Annotated in this window: 15 protein-coding genes and 1 pseudogene; 5 read left to right on the forward strand and 11 right to left on the reverse strand. The window is 57.0% G+C overall.

Features of this window, described 5'->3' with window-relative positions; translation table 11 throughout:
- Window positions 1–191: pseudogene (locus EXY20_RS09900) on the forward strand (IS256 family transposase); the annotation flags it as partial.
- 141 nt (window positions 192–332) lie between these two features.
- Here EXY20_RS09900 and EXY20_RS09905 read toward each other — a convergent pair.
- Window positions 333–1,253: a TetR/AcrR family transcriptional regulator gene (locus EXY20_RS09905; RefSeq protein ID WP_135550360.1), complete on the reverse strand. Its 921-nt coding sequence runs from the start codon at window positions 1,251–1,253 to the stop codon at window positions 333–335.
- Between the two features lie 133 nt (window positions 1,254–1,386).
- On the opposite strand from EXY20_RS09905, the gene EXY20_RS09910 reads away from it, so the two are divergent.
- The 3 genes from EXY20_RS09910 to EXY20_RS09920 all read left to right on the forward strand — a co-directional run bounded on the left by EXY20_RS09910 (window position 1,387) and on the right by EXY20_RS09920 (window position 3,654).
- A complete protein-coding gene (locus tag EXY20_RS09910; protein WP_235885539.1) occupies window positions 1,387–2,160 on the forward strand; it encodes an MBL fold metallo-hydrolase in 774 nt (257 codons plus the stop codon).
- On the forward strand, window positions 2,157–3,290 hold the full coding sequence (locus tag EXY20_RS09915; RefSeq protein WP_135550363.1) for an AbrB family transcriptional regulator: 1,134 nt from the start codon (window positions 2,157–2,159) through the stop codon (window positions 3,288–3,290). Before EXY20_RS09910 ends, EXY20_RS09915 begins: the two co-directional genes overlap by 4 nt.
- A 178-nt stretch (window positions 3,291–3,468) precedes the next feature.
- Window positions 3,469–3,654, forward strand: coding sequence for a hypothetical protein (locus EXY20_RS09920; RefSeq protein ID WP_135550365.1), 186 nt, complete (start codon window positions 3,469–3,471; stop codon window positions 3,652–3,654).
- A gap of 143 nt (window positions 3,655–3,797) precedes the next feature.
- Here the strand turns inward: EXY20_RS09920 and EXY20_RS09925 are convergent, their stop codons facing one another.
- From EXY20_RS09925 to EXY20_RS09970, 10 genes are all read right to left on the reverse strand, one after another.
- Complete coding sequence (locus EXY20_RS09925) at window positions 3,798–4,562, reverse strand: DeoR/GlpR family DNA-binding transcription regulator (RefSeq protein WP_135550367.1); 765 nt, start codon at window positions 4,560–4,562, stop codon at window positions 3,798–3,800.
- A 94-nt stretch (window positions 4,563–4,656) separates the two neighbouring features.
- Entirely contained in the window at window positions 4,657–5,535 is an 879-nt protein-coding gene (locus EXY20_RS09930; RefSeq protein ID WP_207671245.1) for a prenyltransferase/squalene oxidase repeat-containing protein, read from the reverse strand.
- Window positions 5,536–5,697: 162 nt separating this feature from the next.
- Complete coding sequence (rhaB, locus tag EXY20_RS09935; RefSeq protein WP_135550371.1) at window positions 5,698–7,203, reverse strand: rhamnulokinase; 1,506 nt, start codon at window positions 7,201–7,203, stop codon at window positions 5,698–5,700.
- A gap of 58 nt (window positions 7,204–7,261) precedes the next feature.
- On the reverse strand, window positions 7,262–7,636 hold the full coding sequence (locus tag EXY20_RS09940; RefSeq protein WP_135550373.1) for a sensory rhodopsin transducer: 375 nt from the start codon (window positions 7,634–7,636) through the stop codon (window positions 7,262–7,264).
- A gap of 87 nt (window positions 7,637–7,723) precedes the next feature.
- Entirely contained in the window at window positions 7,724–9,793 is a 2,070-nt protein-coding gene (locus EXY20_RS09945) for a bifunctional aldolase/short-chain dehydrogenase (RefSeq protein WP_135550375.1), read from the reverse strand.
- Window positions 9,794–10,045: 252 nt separating this feature from the next.
- Window positions 10,046–12,211 carry a helix-turn-helix domain-containing protein gene (locus EXY20_RS09950; protein WP_167859131.1) on the reverse strand — a complete coding sequence of 722 codons (2,166 nt, stop codon included), beginning with the start codon at window positions 12,209–12,211 and terminating at the stop codon, window positions 10,046–10,048.
- Between the two features lie 36 nt (window positions 12,212–12,247).
- Entirely contained in the window at window positions 12,248–13,741 is a 1,494-nt protein-coding gene (locus EXY20_RS09955; protein ID WP_135550379.1) for a hypothetical protein, read from the reverse strand.
- Window positions 13,742–13,794: 53 nt separating this feature from the next.
- Window positions 13,795–14,679, reverse strand: coding sequence for a carbohydrate ABC transporter permease (locus tag EXY20_RS09960; RefSeq protein WP_235885541.1), 885 nt, complete (start codon window positions 14,677–14,679; stop codon window positions 13,795–13,797).
- Window positions 14,676–15,626, reverse strand: coding sequence for an ABC transporter permease (locus EXY20_RS09965; RefSeq protein ID WP_235885543.1), 951 nt, complete (start codon window positions 15,624–15,626; stop codon window positions 14,676–14,678). The genes EXY20_RS09960 and EXY20_RS09965 overlap by 4 nt, the downstream gene beginning before the upstream one ends.
- Before the next feature lie 102 nt (window positions 15,627–15,728).
- The gene (locus tag EXY20_RS09970) at window positions 15,729–17,309 is read right to left on the reverse strand and encodes an extracellular solute-binding protein (protein WP_167859132.1); all 1,581 of its coding nucleotides are present in this window, start codon (window positions 17,307–17,309) and stop codon (window positions 15,729–15,731) included.
- A gap of 790 nt (window positions 17,310–18,099) precedes the next feature.
- On the opposite strand from EXY20_RS09970, the gene EXY20_RS09975 reads away from it, so the two are divergent.
- Window positions 18,100–18,966, forward strand: a complete 867-nt coding sequence (locus tag EXY20_RS09975; protein WP_167859133.1) for an AraC family transcriptional regulator — start codon at window positions 18,100–18,102, stop codon at window positions 18,964–18,966.
- Window positions 18,967–18,987 lie beyond the last annotated feature (21 nt).

The raw sequence follows: 18,987 nt of genomic DNA on the forward strand, positions 1-18,987 counted from the left end.
AGGAAATCCGCAAGCGACTAAAGCCCATGAACAGCCTCACGAACATCGAAGCTGCGGAGAAGATCATTTACCTGCAAGCCATTGACTACAACGAGGCATGGTGTGGTCGAGCGATTCGCGGCTTCGCAGATGTGGACACGAAAGCCGCGCTCGAACAAATGTTCACCGCGCGCTACGGAGCAAAAAAATAACCTCCCGCGCCTTCGCTTGGGCTACGGCCGCCCACAACCTTTTACACCAAACAAATGACCTCCATCGTCCCGATGGAAGAACCTACTACACAAACTACTTGACGGCACCGAAAATGGGGCGAATAAGCCAGTTTTCATGGCTTATTTTGTTGACGGGCGCTGTTCCTGTTCCCCCGGCTCTCCCAACAAGTAGCGCAAATGGCGCAGCGACGGGCGAAGCTCCGGCACGGCGTTCAAGTAGGCGTCCAGCACGCGGATCAGCGTCGGGTTCGCCTGCTCGCGGCCGCACTCCTCGCCGAGCATCGTCACGACACGCCCGAGCTCGGCGCGCGTATCGTCCGGCTTAGGCAGCTCGCGCACGATCCGCTTCATGCCTTCGAGCAACCGGCGGACCGTATCGCGGCGAGCCGCCGGATCGCTCGGGTTCAAATAGTTGACTTGCGCGTTGCCCGCGTCGAGAATCGGCTTCGGCTTCGTTCGCAGCAAGTCCGCGACCAGGGCGTCCAGCCGGTCGACGATGAACGCCGCCAGCTCCGCCATTGGCAGCGCGATCACCTTCTGCTGCACGTAGGCCAAATATTCGATGTGAATGCCGCGGAAGATCGCCACCACATCCCAAATGTACGGCTCGATCCGCTCCCCGTACGCCTCGATCAGCAGCTCGCGCCGCCAGGCGTGAAGAGCCGCTTTCTTGCGTTTCCAGACGGCGATGAAATGTTCGTTTGTCGCGATTGGCAGTTCCTTGAAGTCGATCATAAACAAGTGATTGGCGATCGTGTAGCCCAGCTGGAATTCGATCTTCCGGCGCAGCTTCTCTTTCGGTGCAAGGCTTGTCCCGCTATCGTCGCCGTCAAGCGCGGCCGCCTGATCGAGCATCGTCTGATGGCACGCGACGAAGGCGGCAGTGAACAGATCTTCCTTCGACGCATAAAACTTATAAATGCTGGCTTTGGCCATCCCGCACGCTTCGGCGATATCCTGCATCGACGCGGCGCTGTACCCTTTGGTCCGGAACAAGTCGATGGCCGTTTCCAAAATGATCGTTTTTTTCGCCTCTTCCATCGCGATCCCCCCATTCCATATTTACACGAACGAAAGCGGAACGTCAACGTTTCGCATTGACACTAAAAACTGCTCAGTTCTATAATGAACTTAACGGTTTTTATTCATGCGCGAAGGAGGTGGCCGAATCTCCGTGCTGCGTTTCGGCTTGACGCACGCGGTAGAATCGGCGATACGGATGCGAATAGCTGCCGGCATCGATATGCTTGAATTGAACGCGGGCAACCGAACTTTGTGCCCGACGATCCTGTACGACGACGAACGGTGGTATCTGGTCGACACCGGCTTGCCCGGAAACGCGCCTCTTATCTGCGACCTGGCGCAAGCGGCCGGGATGGGCGACCGCCCGCTCGGCGCCATCCTGCTGACGCATCAGGACATCGACCATATCGGCGGATTGCCCGGATTTCGGAATGCGGAGGGCAGCGTTATGGACGTTTACGCCCATAATGAAGACCGCTCCGCCATCGACGGCACCGGGCCGATGCTGAAAGTATCGCCGGAACGGCTCGCGACGCTGCTTGAATCGATGCCTGCGCAAGTACGAAGCGGGTTCGAGGCGACGTTTCTGCATCCGAACGCTCCCAACGTGACGCGTACGTTCGCAGACGGAGATGAGCTGCCGATCGCCGGCGGCTTGACAGTCATTCATACTCCGGGCCATACGCCCGGCCATGTCAGCTTGTACCATCGCCCGAGCAAAACGCTGATCGCCGGCGACGCGATGGTGATCGTAGGCGGCGAGCTGCAGGGACCGATTCCGGCGTATACGCCGATTTTGCCGCAAGCGCTGCAGTCGCTGCGGAAATTGACGGAATTCGATGTCGACACCGTCATCTGCTATCACGGCGGCTGCCTGCGAACCGGCGTCAACGCACGGATCTCCAAGCTGGCCGCGTCGTTATGACGCGTTTTCTCGTTACCCTGCTCATTTCGCTTGCGGGCGGCGTTGTCTTTACGCTCATCCATTCCCCGCTCCCCTGGCTGCTCGGGCCGATGGTGTTCGCTTTCATCGGCACGCGCGCCATCAAGCGGGTGAAGCCGTTATGGCCATCCGCGATGCGCAACACGGCGATGATCGTCATCGGCTATTCGCTTGGCCTTTCCTTTACGCCGGGCACGCTTGGCGAGATGGGGCGGCAGTTGCCGACGATGCTGCTCATGACAAGCTTGCTGCTGCTGTTTTGCGGCATCGTCAGCCTGTTCATCGCCAGACTGTCCGGACAGTCGCTGCCGACCGTGCTGCTCGGCAGCATCCCCGGCGGCTTGTCGCAGATGATCATCCTCGGCGAAGAAACCAAAGGAACCGACCTGACGGTTATTACGTTCCTGCAAGTGTCGCGGCTGATGATGATTATTTTCTGCGTGCCGCAGCTTGTGTTCAGCCCGCTGTTCGGCGTTTCCCGCCAGGCGGTGGAGGCGGCCGCCCCTGCTGTCGGCGCCGGTTGGGCGCAGCTGTTTCCCGGCATCGTGCCGTTCGCCGTCGTTTGTGTCGTTTGCGCCGCGCTGGCCCAGCGGATACGGTTTCCCGCCGCTTATTTGCTTGGGCCGATGATCGGCACGGCCGTCGTGCATTTGACGTGGCTGCACGGTCCGGCGCTTCCCGTCGGCATCCTGGATGGGGCGCAGCTGCTGATCGGCGCGTATGTCGGCTTGATGCTCAAGCCGGAAAGCTTGGCGAACAAATCGCGTGTCATCCTGTCGGCGCTCGTCAGCAGCGTCGTGTTGATCGCCGGTTCGCTTGGGCTGAGTGCGCTGCTCGCGCATATGCACCACATTTCCGCGGCGACGGCTTTTCTGAGCATGGCGCCGGGCGGCATGGACCAGATGGGCATCATCGCCAAAGAAATCGACGCCAACATCGCCATCGTCAGCTGCTACCAGTTGTTCCGCACCTGGTTCATCTTCTTCGCCGTGCCGCCGCTGCTGAAGCTGCTGTTCAAACGGCTGCTGCCGAAGGAGCGAACCGCGGCAGAACCTGCCGCGACCGGCGGCAACAATGCTGTCGAGCCGGAGGCGACGGCTTCCGGCGGTTAGCGGAGCCGGAGCCGGGTGGCGCTGGTTGGTCGGCCGCGGCGCCAGACCCGTCAGCCAAATAGCCAATGAAAAATGGCTTATTTGCCCGATTTCACGCGCGCCAACGAAAATAGCCAGTGAAAACATTGGCTATCGGGCCCAAACTGCCGCCAAATCGACTTTTTTAGCGGAATAGCCAGTGATTTCACTGGCTATTTTGGTGAGAGTAGCTATTTTTGGTGAAATAGGCCATGAAATGTGGCTTATTTTGAAAGGGGCGGCGGTTTGGGAGTGGCTGGAGTGGCAGGAGTTGCTCGGATTGGTGAAGTTGCTGGAGTTGCTGGAGTTGCTGGAGTCGCTGAAGTCGCAGGAGTTACTATGGTAGCTAGAGTAGTTGGATTTATTGAAGTTACCGGAGTTACTGGAGTGGCTGAGTGGCTGGAGTTACCGGATCACGCCTGCGCTCACAAAAAACGGCCCGTCATCCCGAAAGGATGCGGGCCTTCGCTTATTTGCCGCTTACCCGGCCTACAGCTTAATCACATGTGCCTGCACCTGCAGGTCGCGCAGCCGATCGATGCTGGCCGGGTCGATCCGCTCGTCGGTGATGACGTGGTGGATCGCCTGCCAGGCTGCCACTTGCGCAAACGCCTGCACCCCAAACTTGCTCGAATCGGCGAGCAGAAAGACGGTGTCGGCGTGGGCGATCATTTTGCGTTTGGTGAGCGCCTGCATTTCATTCGACTCGCTCAAGCCGCGGTCGAGATGCACGCCTTTGCACGAAATGAACAGCTTGTCGACGTGATACATATCGAGCGACCGCTCGGTGAGCGGGCCAACGAACGACAACGACCGCGGCGTCAGGATGCCGCCGGTCGAAATGACTTCGATCTGCTGCTTGCCGATCAGTTCCAGCGCCACCTTGATCGAGTTGGTCAGCACGGTGAGCGGGATGTCCGGCAGCTTCTTCGCCATCCACCACGCCGTCGTGCTGGCGTCCAGCGCAATCCGGTCATGCGGCCGAATGTGCGTGATCGCTTCTTCGGCGATCCGCTCCTTCTGCTCGGCGTTCATGATTTCCCGTTCGGAGTAGGGAGTTTCCGCCTGCGTATCCTTCACGCTGATCGCCCCGCCATGGCTGCGAAGCAGCTTCCCTTCGCTCTCGAGCTTGTCGAGGTCGCGGCGAATCGTTTCTTCGGTGACCTCGCATATGGCGCTCAGCTCCGACACGCGAATGCTGCCCCGCTCATTGACCAGTTGCACGATCTTGTGAAGCCGTTCCGCTACGAGCATAACGCTCCCTCCTCCCCCTGTATGTCCCACAGTCTCGTTTCCCTGTTTCGCAGTTCCGTGTGTATCGATTTGGCGCGTTGACTGCAACGGCAAGTTATGACTTGCCTGCCGAATACCAATCCAATATCCGCAAAGCGCGCAGTGTATTCCACCGGCTTGGTCGGCCCACGCCCTCATCCACCTCGACCGCCATCGTACCGGAATGCCGGTACTCGAGCGGCCATCGGCCGTCGCCATCCCGCTTCGCCTCTACCAGCTTGATCGCCTCGACCACACGCTCGTCCGGGGTGGCGCCGGCTCTGCGCAGATACTCGAGTCCCCGCAGCACGTCGTAGTGCCACCAGGTCGGAAAAGAGAAACGCGTCCAGTCGGCTCCGCCCTTGCGATCTCGCTCGATCGGCTCACCCGTCGACCGCCGCCGAAAGAGTCGGCGCTCGAGAAGGTATTCCTGCCCGCGGAGTCTGGCCCCGGTCACCTCGCCGCTGCTCCCGCCGGCCAATTCATACTCGAGCAGCGCTTCCAGCACGCAGATCGTGGTGTTGAACGACGACCGCATCGAACCGTTGGCAGCCTCGCAATTCCAGCCGCCGTCGGGCAACTGCTCGCCGAGCAGTCGGTTGACGATTCGCTGGACGTCCTGACCGAAGTAGGCGCCGCTTGAAGCGACCTGCCCGTTGATGCACGGCTCGACTTCGCCCGCGAAGAAGGGATTGTCTCCCCATTCCCGCCACGTCACTCGTTCGCGGACCAGACCCACTGCTCGATGCGCCTCATCGCTCGCGGGATCAAGACCGAGTTCTCGCAGCAGCGACAGGACGTGCATCGTGGAGTTCCACCCGTGGTTCCACTCGACGCCGGCCCACAACCCGTCAGCTCCCTGCAGGGCGAGCAACCGAGCGCCAACGCCCTCGGTGGCCACACGCGCGCGCTCGGCTGCGACCTCCTCCTCGGGGGCACCGAGCAGGTCGCGCATAACTTGCCACCGGATGGAAGGGTCGGAATCAAGCAACCATTGTATAACCGATATTTGAATTCCCATTCGGTGATCCCCTGATTTTGATCAAAAGTCGTCCCGTGCCAATAGTCTCGCAGCTCCCTGTTCCCGGACACTTGAGCCCCTGCCTGCCCTCCGCGCTTACCCAACCAGCCGCCGGAACCGCTCGTAAGCGGCTGTCCACGCTTCCGTTTCGCGCGGCTCGTATGCTTGCAGCGGGAACGAGTCGCGAATGACGGCGCGCGCTTCGGCAAGCCCGTTCAATGCGCCGAGCGCCATCAACTGCACAGCGATGTTGCCGATCGCGCTGCCTTCGGTCGGTCCGGCGATGACCTTGCGGCCGATCGCATTCGCCGTAAACTGGTTCAGCAGCTCGTTGTTCGACCCGCCGCCGACGATATGCAGCACCGGGAACCGCCGCCCCGACAGCCGCTCCGTATAGTCTAGCACCATACGGTACTTGAGCGCCAGACTTTCCAGCACGCAGCGGATCATCGCGCCTTCCGTCTCCGGTACCGGCTGCCCGGTAGCGCGACAGAACGCTTCGATCTGCCGCGGCATATGCGGCGGGTTCATAAAGTCGGCATGATCGGGATCGATCAGGCTGACGAACGGCTCCGCCTGCTCCCCTTCCTTCACCAGTTCCGCGAATGTGCGCCGCTTGCCTTCTTTCTCCCACTCGTTGCGGCATTCCTGCACGAGCCACAAGCCCATGATGTTCTTGAGCAGCCGATACGTCCGCTCCACGCCGCCCTCATTCGTAAAATTGAGCCGCATCGCTTCGTCCGTGAGCACCGGCGCCGGCAGCTCCGTACCGAGCAGCGACCAGGTGCCGCTGCTCAAGTACGCGAAGTCGCCTTCCGCCGCGGGCACCGCCACAACCGCCGAAGCGGTATCGTGCTCCGCCACGGCGATGACCGGCACGGACGGCACGCCAAGCTCCTCGCAGATCGACGGCAGCAAGTCGCCGACGATCGTGCCCGGCTCGACGATGTCCGGCATAATCGACGCCGGCAAACCGAGCCCTTCCAGCAGCCCGGCGTCCCACGTGCGGGCCGTCGCGTCGAGCAGCTGACTGTGCGTGGCGATCGTGTATTCGCTCTTCACCGCGCCTGTCAGGAAATAGCGCAACAGCTCGGCGATCATCAGCAGATGCTTCGCCTGGCCGAGAATCGGATTGCCGGCCTTCTGAATGGCGCGCAGCTGATAGATCGTATTGAACGGCAGAAACTGAATGCCCGTCGAACGATAAATCCGCTCCTTGCCCAGCACGCCGCACACTTCCTCGATCAAACCTTCGGTGTGGCGATCGCGGTAGTGGTACGGATTGCCGAGCAGCTCGCCTGTCGCGGACAATAAGCCAAAATCGACCGCCCACGAATCGATGCCGATGCCGTCGATGTCATGATAGCCTGCAAGCTTCGCTTTCAGCAGCCCCTGTTTGATCTCGTGCAGCAACCGCAAAATATCCCAATGCAAATGATGGCCTACCGCCACCGGCTCGTTCGCGAACCGGTGCACTTCCGTCATCGTCAGCTTGCCGTCCGCAAGCCGGCCGACGATCGCCCGGCCGCTGCTCGCGCCGAGATCGAACGCGAGCACGCTTGTCGCGCCGCTTTCTTTTCCACTGTCTGGTCGGCTGCTCACCAGCTCACACCGCCTTTGTCACGCGCTTGAATTTTGTCTGTATGCTGTGATCGAAAATTTAGACGATCGGATAGCCGACGACGGACATGAGCGCATTCGCCGGTTGGGTCGCGTCGAGACGGCTGTATTGGGCGATGACCGGCACGTCGCTTTCCACTTCGATGGCGTACGGGACGTCGGTCGGAATTTTTTCGCCGTTCTTCTCGAGCGATGCCGTGCGGATGTGATACGTGCGGCGGCCGCCGCAAACGACCGGAATGCGTTCGATCGGATCGCGGTCCTCAAAATAAATCGTAATCGCCAAATTCGCCGCCTGCTCGTTGCAGTTCAGAATGCAGATCGATTCGTGGCTCGTCAGTGTCCCCATGCTGGTCGGCGGGATGTAGCCGTCGGGAAACATCCAGAGCAAATGTCCTTTCGCTTTGGCGCTCATCGTCTTATTTCCTCCTCGAATGATATATATAAGCGGCAACGCCGTTTCCAGCAGCTTGGGACCGCGGGATCGCGCCGCCGATCCGGCTTAGCGGGTGAATGCCGCAGGTACGCCGCCGTCGACCGTAATCATGCAGCCTGTCGTTTTGGCCGAACGCGAGGAGGCAAGGAATGCAATCGTTTCGGCGATATCGGACGGAAAAATATTGACGAGCAGCGTCGTTCTTTTGCGATAGTATTCCTCGAGCTGATCGGGTTCGATGCCGTATGCCGCGGCGCGTTCGTTGCGCCAGTTCGAATTCCAGATCTGCGAGCCTTGCAGAATCGCGTCCGGCAGAACGGTGTTGACGCGGATGCCGAATTCGCCGCCTTCCGCCGCGATGCAGCGCGCCAGATGCACTTCCGCCGCTTTGGCCGTGCTGTAGGCGGACGCGTTTTTGCCGGCGTAGACGGAGTTTTTCGAGCCGACGAACACCATGCTGCCGCCGATCGCCTGCTTCTTCATCAGTACGAACGCTTCGCGCGCCACGAGGAAATATCCCGTATTCAGCACGTTCATGTTCAGGTTCCATTCCTTCAGCGACGTTTGGTCGAACGGGCTGGAGGTCGCGAGACCCGCGTTGTTGACGATAATATCGACGCCGCCGTAAGCGAGCACGGAATCGCGGAATGCAGCAGCCACCTGATCCTCCTGCGTGACGTCCATCTTCACCGCAACGGCGCGGCCTTCGCCGAACTTCGCGTTGATTTCGGCCGCGGTTTTCTGCGCGCCTTCAAGGTTGAGGTCGGCGATCACGACGTGCGCGCCTTCCGAAACGAGCCGCTTGCACGTCACGCTGCCGATGCCGCCGGCGCCGCCGGTAACGAACGCCACCTGGCGCGAAAATTCCGCTTCCGCAGGAGCCAGCGTCAGCTTATACAGCTCAAGCGGCCAGTATTCGACGTTGAACGATTCGTTTTCGCTGAGCGACACGAACGAGCCGAGCGCCGTGGCGCCGCGCATGACGGCGATCGCACGATGATACAGCGCGCCGCTGATTTGCGCCATGAACCACGTTTTGCCCGTGTTGACCATGCCGACGCCGGGAATAAGAATGACGCGCGGCGCCGTCTCGCCGAGGGCATCGCCTTCGTTCTTGTTGCGCTCGAAGTAGCGCACATACTCTTCCTTGAACGCGGCGATTTGCGTCTTGAGCGCCGATTTGAGCGCTTCGATGTCGCCCGAGGCCGGGTCCCAGTCGACGAACAGCGGCGTCATTTTCGTATGCACGAGGTGGTCCGGGCAAGCGGCGCCCACTTGCGACAGCTCGGCTCCGCCGTTGCTGCAGACGAACTCCAGCACGTCGTCCGCGTCGTCGTACGTGAGCAGCATGCGTTTGTCCGCGCTCACTTCGCCGCGAATGACCGGCATCACTTGCGCGAGAATGTCGCGGCGCGTTTCCTCCGCGAGCGGAGCGGACTTGCGGCCGCCGAATAGCGTATCCTTGTTCACGCGCGCTTCAATGAAACTTTCCGCTTCCTGAATGATCGCCAGCGTCTTATGGTAAGCCGCCTCCGAGGTGTCGCCCCAGGTGACGAGGCCGTGTTTCTCCATCAGCACGAGCTCGGCCTGCGGATTGTTGCGCACGCCTTCGGCGATCATCTTCGACAGCGTGAAGCCGGGACGAACGTAAGGCACCCACACGAAACGGTCGCCGTAAATTTCTTTGGCCAGCGCCTTGCCGTTATCCGCGCAGCACAGGCTGATGATCGCGTCCGGATGCGTATGGTCGACATGCTTGAATGGCAGGAACGCATGCAGCAGCGTTTCGATCGAGGCGCGCGGATGTTTGCCGTCGATCATGCAATGGGCGAGGTAAGCGACCATCTCTTCGTCGGTCATTTCGTCGCGCTCGATCAGCGGCCTGATGTCGTCCATGCGCAGCCCGGTAAAATTGCCCGCCTTCATCGTGCCGAGGTCGGAGCCGCTGCCTTTCACCCACATGACTTCCACGTCGCGGCCGCGGAAATCCTGCACCGTTGTCTTCATCGACGTATTGCCGCCGCCCCAGTTCGCCACCGCACGATCGGTGCCGAGCAGATTCGAGCGGTACACCAGCTCGTCCAGGCCGCCTTTCAGCTGCGCCGCTTTACCGTTGTCCCACAAATTCGCTACCATACTTGTTACCTCCTAAAAGTTTTTGCGATTGTTGCGATGATGTTGGTTTTACGTTTGTTTATCTTTGTTTGTGTTTATATTAGCACAGAAATCACGTCCTGAATAGCCGAAACAGTAAAAAACAAACCACACCTTGCCGATTTCAGACGTTGGAGGTTCGGAAGTTGCACTGCAGGAGATGACTAAACGGGCGTAGCCCTGACGGCTATGCCGCAGGGCGTGACGGATATGCGCGATCTTGCGCTTCGTCGTTCAGCTCGATCGATTCCGGTTCAATGCCAGCTCGCGATATTCGCTCGGGCTGATGCCGGTGTACAGCTTGAATATTTTAGCGAAATAGCTTTTGCTATTGAAACCGACGCTTTCGTATATTTCGCCGATTTTCGCCGGCTGCTGCTCAAGCAGCTGCTTCGCTTTTTCGATCCGGTATTGGTTCAAATAATCGACGAAAGTGGTGCCGCAGCTTTGTTTCAGCAAACTGCAAATGTACTGCTTCGTAATGCCCAGATGATCGGACAAGTCGTCCAGCGAGACGTTGTCGTGATAACGGCTTTCGATAAAGCCGTCGATTTGGGCCACATACGGACTGACCTCCTTGAAAGCCTTATATTCGCGATGAAAATCATGGAATTTGGAGAAAAAAAAGTTCTTCACGAACGCTGCGTTCATAATGCCGTTGTGCGCCATATGCTCGTTGATTTCGTCGAGAAAGTGCGCGCTGTCCCGTTCGTATAATTTGATCAGCAAGGAAACCGTCATGTAGAAGTTCAGATTGTACTCGGCGATGCCGATATTGTCGGCGAACATTTGCTCAAGCAGGCCGGTATAGGCTTTTTCGTTGCGCTGCCTGATCGCGAGCTCCAGTTCGTCCAGCGTCGATTCCTTCGCGTGCCGCGCAGCGGCATTGTAATCCGCCGGCATCTTGCTATAGCAGTAGATCCGGTTCGAGCCGGAATAGATCCTCCCGATGTTGGCGGCATACAGCGCTTCGGTATAGGATTGGTGAAGCTGATCGATGCCGGCCGCCATGTTGCCGATACCGACCGTCAGACGCTCCAGCATCGGCTCGTCGAAACATAGAATCAAATCGACGACAAACCGGTTCACATCCTCGTCCGGCAGATGAAACAAGGCGATATATTCATGCGGATCGGATGCGAAAAATAGCGTATGGAATACGCTTGAAACATGATCGGAAACATATTGCGGGAACGCTTCTTCATCCCAGGCTTCTTCGCTTCGCTTGTCGATCTTGAATACCGCGACAATCAAATTTCGGTCAAACTCGCCCGTTTCGCGATCCGTCAGAGGAGACGCAAGCTTATGCCTGTTCTTGATCATATTGAACAGACGCGTCCGCTTGAGCAATTGCTCGCTGCGCTCCAGATGGCTCTCCAGCCGCGCCGTTCTGTCCATCATGTGATCGAAGGTTGAGCTGATATATTCGAATTCCCCTTGCTTGCCGAACTTGCCGTGCGGCGCGCCGCTGCGCAATTTGGCCATAATATATTGAATCGGTCTGTACAGCTGCTTCGATGCAAGCAGAACGAGCGCAAGCAGTGCGACCGCCAGCACGGCCAACATGATCAGCATGCGCCGCTTGTAGGCTTCGACTTTGTTGTACAGCTTCTGCGTGTTTACTTCGCCGATCAACTGCCACTGCATGCTGCCGAGCGGATATCGATTAACGGCAATGTCGTACGTGTCGCGACCTGGCGCCTCGGCTCCGATCCGGGCGTAATCTCTGTGAAAGACGATGTCCCCTGTGTCGCCTGCAATGTAATAGTTGTAAATGTCCTCATTGACGTTCAACTGCTTCAGGAAGTCGTTGTACAGCTTCTCGATATTGATGTTGAAAATCAAATAGTCGGATAGCAAATAGGTGGAAGATATATTCAGAATGACCGCTATGGTGTACGGCTTCCCGCTATGATCGGCCGAAACGCGCGTACTGGTCACCTTCATTTCGCGATTGTTGGCGATGCCGGCGATTTCATCCCGAACCCAGGCGTAAGCCGGTGTCTGCAAATCCCGTACAAGCCCGTACCCCGTTTCCATAATCGAATGGTCAGTGCCGTCGTAAAAAAAGATCGAGCTCATGTATTTGTTGCCGGAGAGCAATCGATTCAATTTATCCGATCGCTTCATACTGCTTACGATTCCCGCGGCGGATTCGTCCGTCGCGCGAAATTCGTTGCCCAGGGCGGACAAAACCAGTTCTTTGATCTGTTGCAGTGTCTGCTCCATCAGAAACCCGGTTCGCATCAGCTCGTGATCGTTCTTTTCGTCCACCAGCTGCGTTGACTGCCTGACGAACGAACTGACCGTATACATATTGACGACCAGAAAGGGGAGAATCGTAATAAGCAGCAAGATGATCGTCAGTTGATAAAAATAGGCGTTGCGCCTGGAAGGCATCCGAAACACCCGCCCCATTGCATGTTGTGTGCCTGCCTACAGAGAAATCGAATACAGATCGCAATTGGACAAACGAACAAGCAATTTCACCGGCCCGCTTCGTTCCGGCAGCTTCCCGTCCTCATTCCAGCGCAAAACAAGCTCCGTGCCGTCCTGCCGTTCGATCACGCACCGTTCCGGCTCATAACCTTCAATCCAGTTGCCCGACTCGTCCTGCAAGCCGACGGAAATCCACCCGCCGCTGCAATCGCAGTTGACGGCAATACGACCGGACAGCGTTACCGGTTCGGTGACGAACATGCCTTCTTTGCCGCGGCTTCGAACGGACACGTATCCGTCTTCGCGCAGCACGGCAAGCCCGAATCCCCTGATAAAGGATTTCTCTTCCCGGTTCAGCCGCTCGCCGATCAACTCCTGCAAATCATTGACAAGCGCGTGCATCCGATCCTGGGCGATGACGGCCAGGTTGTCCACCTTGGCTAGTTCATTAGTATACCACCCCAGGTGGCTGTGAAGAAATTTCGTCTCGTCCAGCTTCCATGAAATCCAATTATGCGGCTTGTTTACCCCATGATAGTAGAAGATCAGGTTGCCGTTCAACCGGATCGGATCCTGGATGAGCGAAGCCCAGCAGCTGTCCCACTCGCCGTCCGCGCCGTGCGGAAGGAAGCTGGCTCTGCCGTGCGTCTTGTTCCACGAATACCCGTCGTTGCTGTAATACAGCTTCGTGTCGCCCTTCTGCTCACCCGAATAGTAAGCGGTCAGATAGCCCAAATACAGTCCCTCGTATCGCGTCACCTGGAAGAAGTAGTGCTGCATATCCTCGGGATCGTCTCCGTCCGTATCGAACAGCAGCCGTTCGCCGCTCCATGTCGCAAAGTCGCCGCTCGTTCGCACATGCACCAGTCTCTTGAATCCCGGCATGTTGTCGGTCGCAGTGAACGATTGCGGCTCCCTTCGTTGCGTCAGCACCTGGTAGCAGCGATACTGGCCGGTATCGGCGTCCTGCATCAGATTGAACGCATCGTGGCCGCCAAACAGCGCGCGGTCTTCGTCATGCTTGACCCAATGAATGCCATCGGGCGAAAAGGCGGCAAGAGCGCCGCTCGGGGTCAGACGCGGCTTGTCCCAATACAGCATCTTGTACTTCTTGCCCGGGTCCTTCTCCTGCTTGTCGACGATTACGCGGTGCAGACTGAATACGCCGTACGTACCTTGTTGTCCCGTCCCTTTCATCACCGTATTGCACGGGTCCGCTTCGCCGAACAAATGCAGCGGCGGCCGCTCCCAGCGCAAGCCGTCGGCCGACGTCCAATAAGTCAGCACCACCGTCTTGTCGGCGTTATTTTCCATATACCACAGCTTGAATTGCTGCTCTTCTTCGTCATAATGCAGACTCACCGGCATATCGAGCACCTGGTTGCTGCAATAGATCGGCGCATGGGCCGCTTTCTGCGGCTGATGCATCATAAACTCAATGTTCCGGTGCTCTTCCAACCGACTGCTGTCGAAAAATAACCATTTGCCCACGAAATAAACTCCTCAACGGTTGAATTTTGAATCGAACCCTTTCCGATTGCCGCTTATCCTTTCAGCGAGCCGACGGTAATGCCTTTGACGAAATATTTCTGAATGAACGGATAAACGCACATAATCGGCAGCGAGCTGATCATAATGGTGGCCGCCTTGACGGCTTCCTTCGGCACGTTCTCCAGCAAGGTGTCCGACCGCGACCCGCCGCCTTCCGACGCGCCCGCCATCGTCGTCACATCGAGCGAGACGATCATCTGCCGCAGAATGAGCTGAAGCGGCCACTTATGCTGCGAATGGATATAGATCGACGCCGTAAACCAACTGTTCCAGTAGGCGACCGCATAGAACAAGCCGATCGTCGCAAGGACGGGCAGCGAAATGGGCAGGATGACCCTGAACAGGATCGTCACCTGATTGGCGCCGTCGATCGACGCCGATTCCTCGATTTCGCCCGGCAGCTCCATGAAAAAATTGCGCATCAGGAACATATTCCACTGGCTGATCAGCACCGGAATGATCAATACCCAGAGCGAATCCTTCAGTCCGAGATTCGTCAACAGCAAGTAGGAAGGGATCAATCCGCCGCTGAAAAACATCGTCACAAGGACAAAGATGGTCAGCGGCCCCCGGTACGGCAAGTACTTTTTGGACAGGCCGTATGCGAGGCTGGATGTAAACAGCAGGGACAGAAACGTGCCGGCCGCGGCAACGAACAAGGTGACGGCAAACCCTTTCCAAACAAACGTTTCTTCGACAAGCAAGTATTGATAAGCATCCGCCACGATATGCTTCGGGATGAAGGTATAGCCGTATTTAAGAATGTCGTCGCTGGTCATGAGCGATTGGTTCAGCAGCAGCAGGAAAGGCGCCATAATGGATAAGGACAACAGAAGCAGCAGCATAATATTGACGATGTCGAACGCTTTTATCTTCACCAGATGCCTTCTTTCCCCATCCTCTTGACGACCACATTCGCGATGATCAAAAACAGCAGTCCCACCACGTTTTTGAACAATCCGATCGCGGCGGAATACGAATATTTGGTGTTGAGCAGCCCTTCCCGGTACACGTACGTATCGATAATATCGCCTACCTGGTACACGGTGGGCGAATAAAGGAGCAGCACTTGCTCGAAGCCCGCGTTCAGAATGCCGCCGATCTGAAACACGAACAGGATGGCGATAATGTTGGAAATGCCGGGTATGCTGATGTATCGCATCTTCTGAAACCGGCTGGCGCCGTCGATTTCCGCGCTTTCGTACAGCTCGGGATTAATGCCTGCCAGTGCGGCCAAGTAGATGATGCTGCCCCAGCCGATCCCGGACCAGATCGAGCTGCCGACCAGAATGCTGCGGAAGTAATCGGGCGAACCGAGGTAGCTGATCGGCTGCCCGCCGAAGCTTTTCACCAATTCGCCCACGACCCCGCTGGTCGGCGACAGAATCGTAATGACAAGACCGGAAATAATAACCCACGACAGGAAATGGGGCATATAAGAGATCGTCTGCACCGCTTTTTTGAACTTTGCCCGCTTCACTTCGTTCAGCATGAGCGCAAGTACAATCGGGGCGGGAAAGCCGAAAACGAGCTTGTACAGGCTGATGACGACCGTGTTGCGGAGCAGCCTGCCGAAATAATACGAATGGAAAAAGTCGTTGAAGTGCTTCAGCCCTACCCAGTTCGGATCGATAAACATGCCCTTGATGCCGCCGAACGGTTTGTAATCCTGAAATGCGATTACGACGCCATACATCGGCACATAATCAAACACGAGAAAAAAGATCATTCCCGGCAGTATCAACGCATATAAAAACTTGTATTTCCACATGTTGGAGAAGAAGCCGCGTTTAAGCGCGACAGCACCTGCCGAACTGCTGTTCACACCGTTTCCCTCCTGCCTGTTATCGCTATCGCGGCTGCCTCGGGGTTTATGCCTTGTTGCCCCGCCGCCTTCCGGCGGCAGGGCGCAGACGTAAACGCAAGCTTACTTTTTCGTTGCCGCCTTATATTGCTCGTTGATGTCTTCCATGTTCGTTTTGCCGCCCATATCGAGCCATTTCTGCATCACTTTGTCCCAATCCTGGACCGAAGTTTCTCCCGTGAACAATTTGGCCTTCTGTTCCGTCATAAAGGTGTTCAAATCGTTGATTTTATCTTTTGACTTGAATTTGGAAGTGTCGTAAATGACCAGTCTGTCGACAGGGTCGAACGTCGGGAACTTCTTTGCCTTGTCCACGGTAGTGTTATATTGCTTGGACGCCCACGAATTAAGCGGCCATAGCGCTCGATCCAGGTTGTTGCTGCGATCGAACAAATAATAAGTCCCGTAGTATTTGGCGGTGGTGGTATCGGTTTTATTGTCGCCGATAAATTCGTACGTGCCGTCGGCAAGCTTCGTGAAGCTTTCGCCTTCGATCCCGAAGAGCGCCATATTGCCGCCTTCGTTGGTTGCCAAATAATCGAGCAGCTTGATCGCCGCCTCGGCTTTTTTCGATTTGGCGGGGATGACGATCATATTCACCAGTTCCGGATTCGTCTGCAGCTTATTGGCGCCGTTGCCTTTAAGCAGCAGCGGTTCATAGTTCGCTTCGGGCACCGATTTGACCAATGCGTCCATACCGCCCGAGAACATCGCCGAATACCAGCCGGCAAGCGCCCCGACCTTGTTCTGCGCGACAAGCTCCTTCTTCTGCTGGCTTTGCGCAAGCATGACGTCCGTCCAGATGTAGCCCTTCTTGTACCATTCCTGCAGCTTGGCCATCAAGTCCTTGTACGCGGGATGCAATTCGGCCGGCTGCAGATCGCCTTTTTCGTCCAGCCATTTGTACATGCCGTTCGGCATAAAGAAAGGCGCAAATACGTTCTGGAGCTCGTCCAGATTATTAAACCCGGTCGAAATGGCGAACGTATCCTTTTTGCCGTTGCCGTCCGGATCGCCGTTCACGAATGCATCCATCGCCTTCTCGAACTCCGCGATCGTTGTCGGCATCGACAAATTGAGCTTCTTCAGCCAATCGGTGCGTATTTGCAGGATGTTTGGCGCGTTGAAGGCAATTTCCGAAGGAATGCCGACTATTTTGCCATCCACCATCACTTGCGGCCACAATTTCGGGTTCATATTTTTTTTCAAATTCGGGCCGTATTTGTCGATCAGCTCGTCAAGCGCAATGATCGCGCCGTTGCGGTACAAGTCCGCCGATTTGACGTACGTCATCTCGGGAATAAGATCGACTTCTTCACCCGATGACAGCATCAAATTGACTTTGTTTTCGTATTGATCGGACGGAATGAAGAGCATCTGCTGATCGACGCCGGATTTGTCCTGGATGATTTGATGAACCTTGGTCACGATTTCATTTTTTTTGTCGTAGCCGTTGTTTCTCCGGACGACCGTTACTTTCACCGGATCTTTTTTGGCGGCCGGCGCCACGCTTGCGCTCGGCGATGTCCCTGCGCTCGCGCTTGGCGACGCCCCCGAATTGTTGTCGGACGACGAGCTGCATCCGATCACGGATACCGATAATGCCGCTGCGGCTGTCCACAGCAAAACTTTTCTGTTCCCCATCTTTACCCTCCCTGAAATGGATGCTGTCTTGCGGCAGGTTGCGGAATCGTTGCGCCGCAATCTATCTCTTACTTTGCCCGGCTGGAGCCGGCAATTCAATAACAGGATGTTCATAATCCGTGTAACAATCTGAACATACAGCACCTGCATTCGACTTTTCCGCTAAATCCGGAAACTTATAAATTCTATTGTGGTGAGAAAACTCTAATCGAGGCCTATCGAAGATGAGCGACCGCGTTTTAAGGTAAGTTTTATCGCCAATTAGAATTCGACTTTTCCGCTAAATCCGGAAACTTATAAATTCTAATGTGGTGAGAAAACTCTAATCGAGGCCTATCGAAGATGAGCGACCGCGTTTTAAGGTAAGTTTTATCGCCAATTAGAATTCGACTTTTCCGCTAAATCCGGAAACTTATAAATTCTAATGTGGTAAAATACTAGGAGTTAAGGTTGGTTGGCGCTGCCAAATGAGCTATCACGGGAGAGGGATGACGATGTCCGTTCGTGCGGTTATGTTCGATTTGTATGAAACGTTGATCTCCGAATTTGCAGACGGCAAACGAATAGCCCCAAGCTCCGGCCGCGGCGGACAGCCGCTCGGCATCAACGACGCCATGTTCAAACGCGAATGGAACGCCCGGGACTGCGCCCGCTGCACGCGTTCTGGTACAATACATACATCGCCAGTAACTACCCCAAGCTGCACCGCCCTGCGCAGGTGCTCGAATTTGTGTAACCGCCCGCGGGCATTGCGCCAAACGGCACTATGATCGGAAAAGAGGCCCGTTCCATGAACAATCGCATGCAACCGCATCCGTTTGACCATACTGTCCTGTACCGCTGCAACAGCGCCGGCAAAGCGCGCTGCGAGCCGGGCTGGAACTGGCAGCCGCGGCCGCTGGCCGATTTTGACATGTGGTATGTGGTGTCGGGCTCCGGACGCATGCGCATCGAAGGTCAATCGTTCGAGATCCATAAAGGCGTGTGCGTGCTGGTGCGTCCCGGCGACCAACCGGTTGCCGAACAGGATCCGGACGATCGGCTGACGGTGATCTATATCCACTTCTCCATTCATGACGCGCAAAGCGGCGAATCGTTCGTTCCCGGACAGCTGCCCGATCGCCGCACGCTTGTGCCCGATACGTTTGCGTTCGAAACGATGCTGGACGGCGCGCTCGATAGCAACCATGCCGGAAAATTATGGGCGGCGCAGGAATTCGATTGCCGGCTGAAGCTGCTGCTGATGCAGCTGTACCGGCTGCAGAACGAAAGCCGGGAAACGCAAGCGCATTCGCCGAAGCAGCGCCAGCTGATCGGGCGCGTCATGTCGCGCATCCGCGAGGAAGGCGGCCGCCGGATGGCGCTGGACGAGCTGGCCGCGGCGGTCGGACTGGCCCCGTCTTATTTGAGCGTGCTATTCAAAAAAGTAACCGGCCAACCGCTCAAAACCTACATCACCCAAGTGCGTTTGGAGCGGGCGATGCATCTGCTGACCGAAACGGCGATGAACGTTTCGCAAGTGTCGGATGCGCTTGAATACGCCAACGTGACGCTGTTCAGCAAACAGTTCAAGGAGCACTTCGGCCAGCCGCCGTCGCATTTCCATCTTAAGGCGATGGCCGCCCGGCCGCATGTCGGCGGCGGGCCGAAACGATAGCTTCGCGCCGCTTTTATCGGG

The sequence above is a fragment of the Paenibacillus cymbidii genome, from assembly GCF_004764705.1.
In the GTDB taxonomy this organism is placed as follows: domain Bacteria; phylum Bacillota; class Bacilli; order Paenibacillales; family NBRC-103111; genus Paenibacillus_AN; species Paenibacillus_AN cymbidii.

Excerpts from the sequence above, each read along its gene's own strand:
- EXY20_RS09905 (WP_135550360.1), bottom strand. The coding sequence starts at position 1,253 with ATGGAAGAGGCGAAAAAAACGATCATTTTGGAAACGGCCATCGACTTG.
- EXY20_RS09915 (WP_135550363.1), top strand. The coding sequence starts at position 2,157 with ATGACGCGTTTTCTCGTTACCCTGCTCATTTCGCTTGCGGGCGGCGTT.
- EXY20_RS09925 (WP_135550367.1), bottom strand. The coding sequence starts at position 4,562 with ATGCTCGTAGCGGAACGGCTTCACAAGATCGTGCAACTGGTCAATGAG.
- EXY20_RS09930 (WP_207671245.1), bottom strand. The coding sequence starts at position 5,535 with ATGCGCGACCTGCTCGGTGCCCCCGAGGAGGAGGTCGCAGCCGAGCGC.
- EXY20_RS09940 (WP_135550373.1), bottom strand. The coding sequence starts at position 7,636 with ATGAGCGCCAAAGCGAAAGGACATTTGCTCTGGATGTTTCCCGACGGC.
- EXY20_RS09945 (WP_135550375.1), bottom strand. The coding sequence starts at position 9,793 with ATGGTAGCGAATTTGTGGGACAACGGTAAAGCGGCGCAGCTGAAAGGC.
- EXY20_RS09950 (WP_167859131.1), bottom strand. The coding sequence starts at position 12,211 with ATGCCTTCCAGGCGCAACGCCTATTTTTATCAACTGACGATCATCTTG.
- EXY20_RS09970 (WP_167859132.1), bottom strand. The coding sequence starts at position 17,309 with ATGGGGAACAGAAAAGTTTTGCTGTGGACAGCCGCAGCGGCATTATCG.
- EXY20_RS09975 (WP_167859133.1), top strand. The coding sequence starts at position 18,100 with ATGAACAATCGCATGCAACCGCATCCGTTTGACCATACTGTCCTGTAC.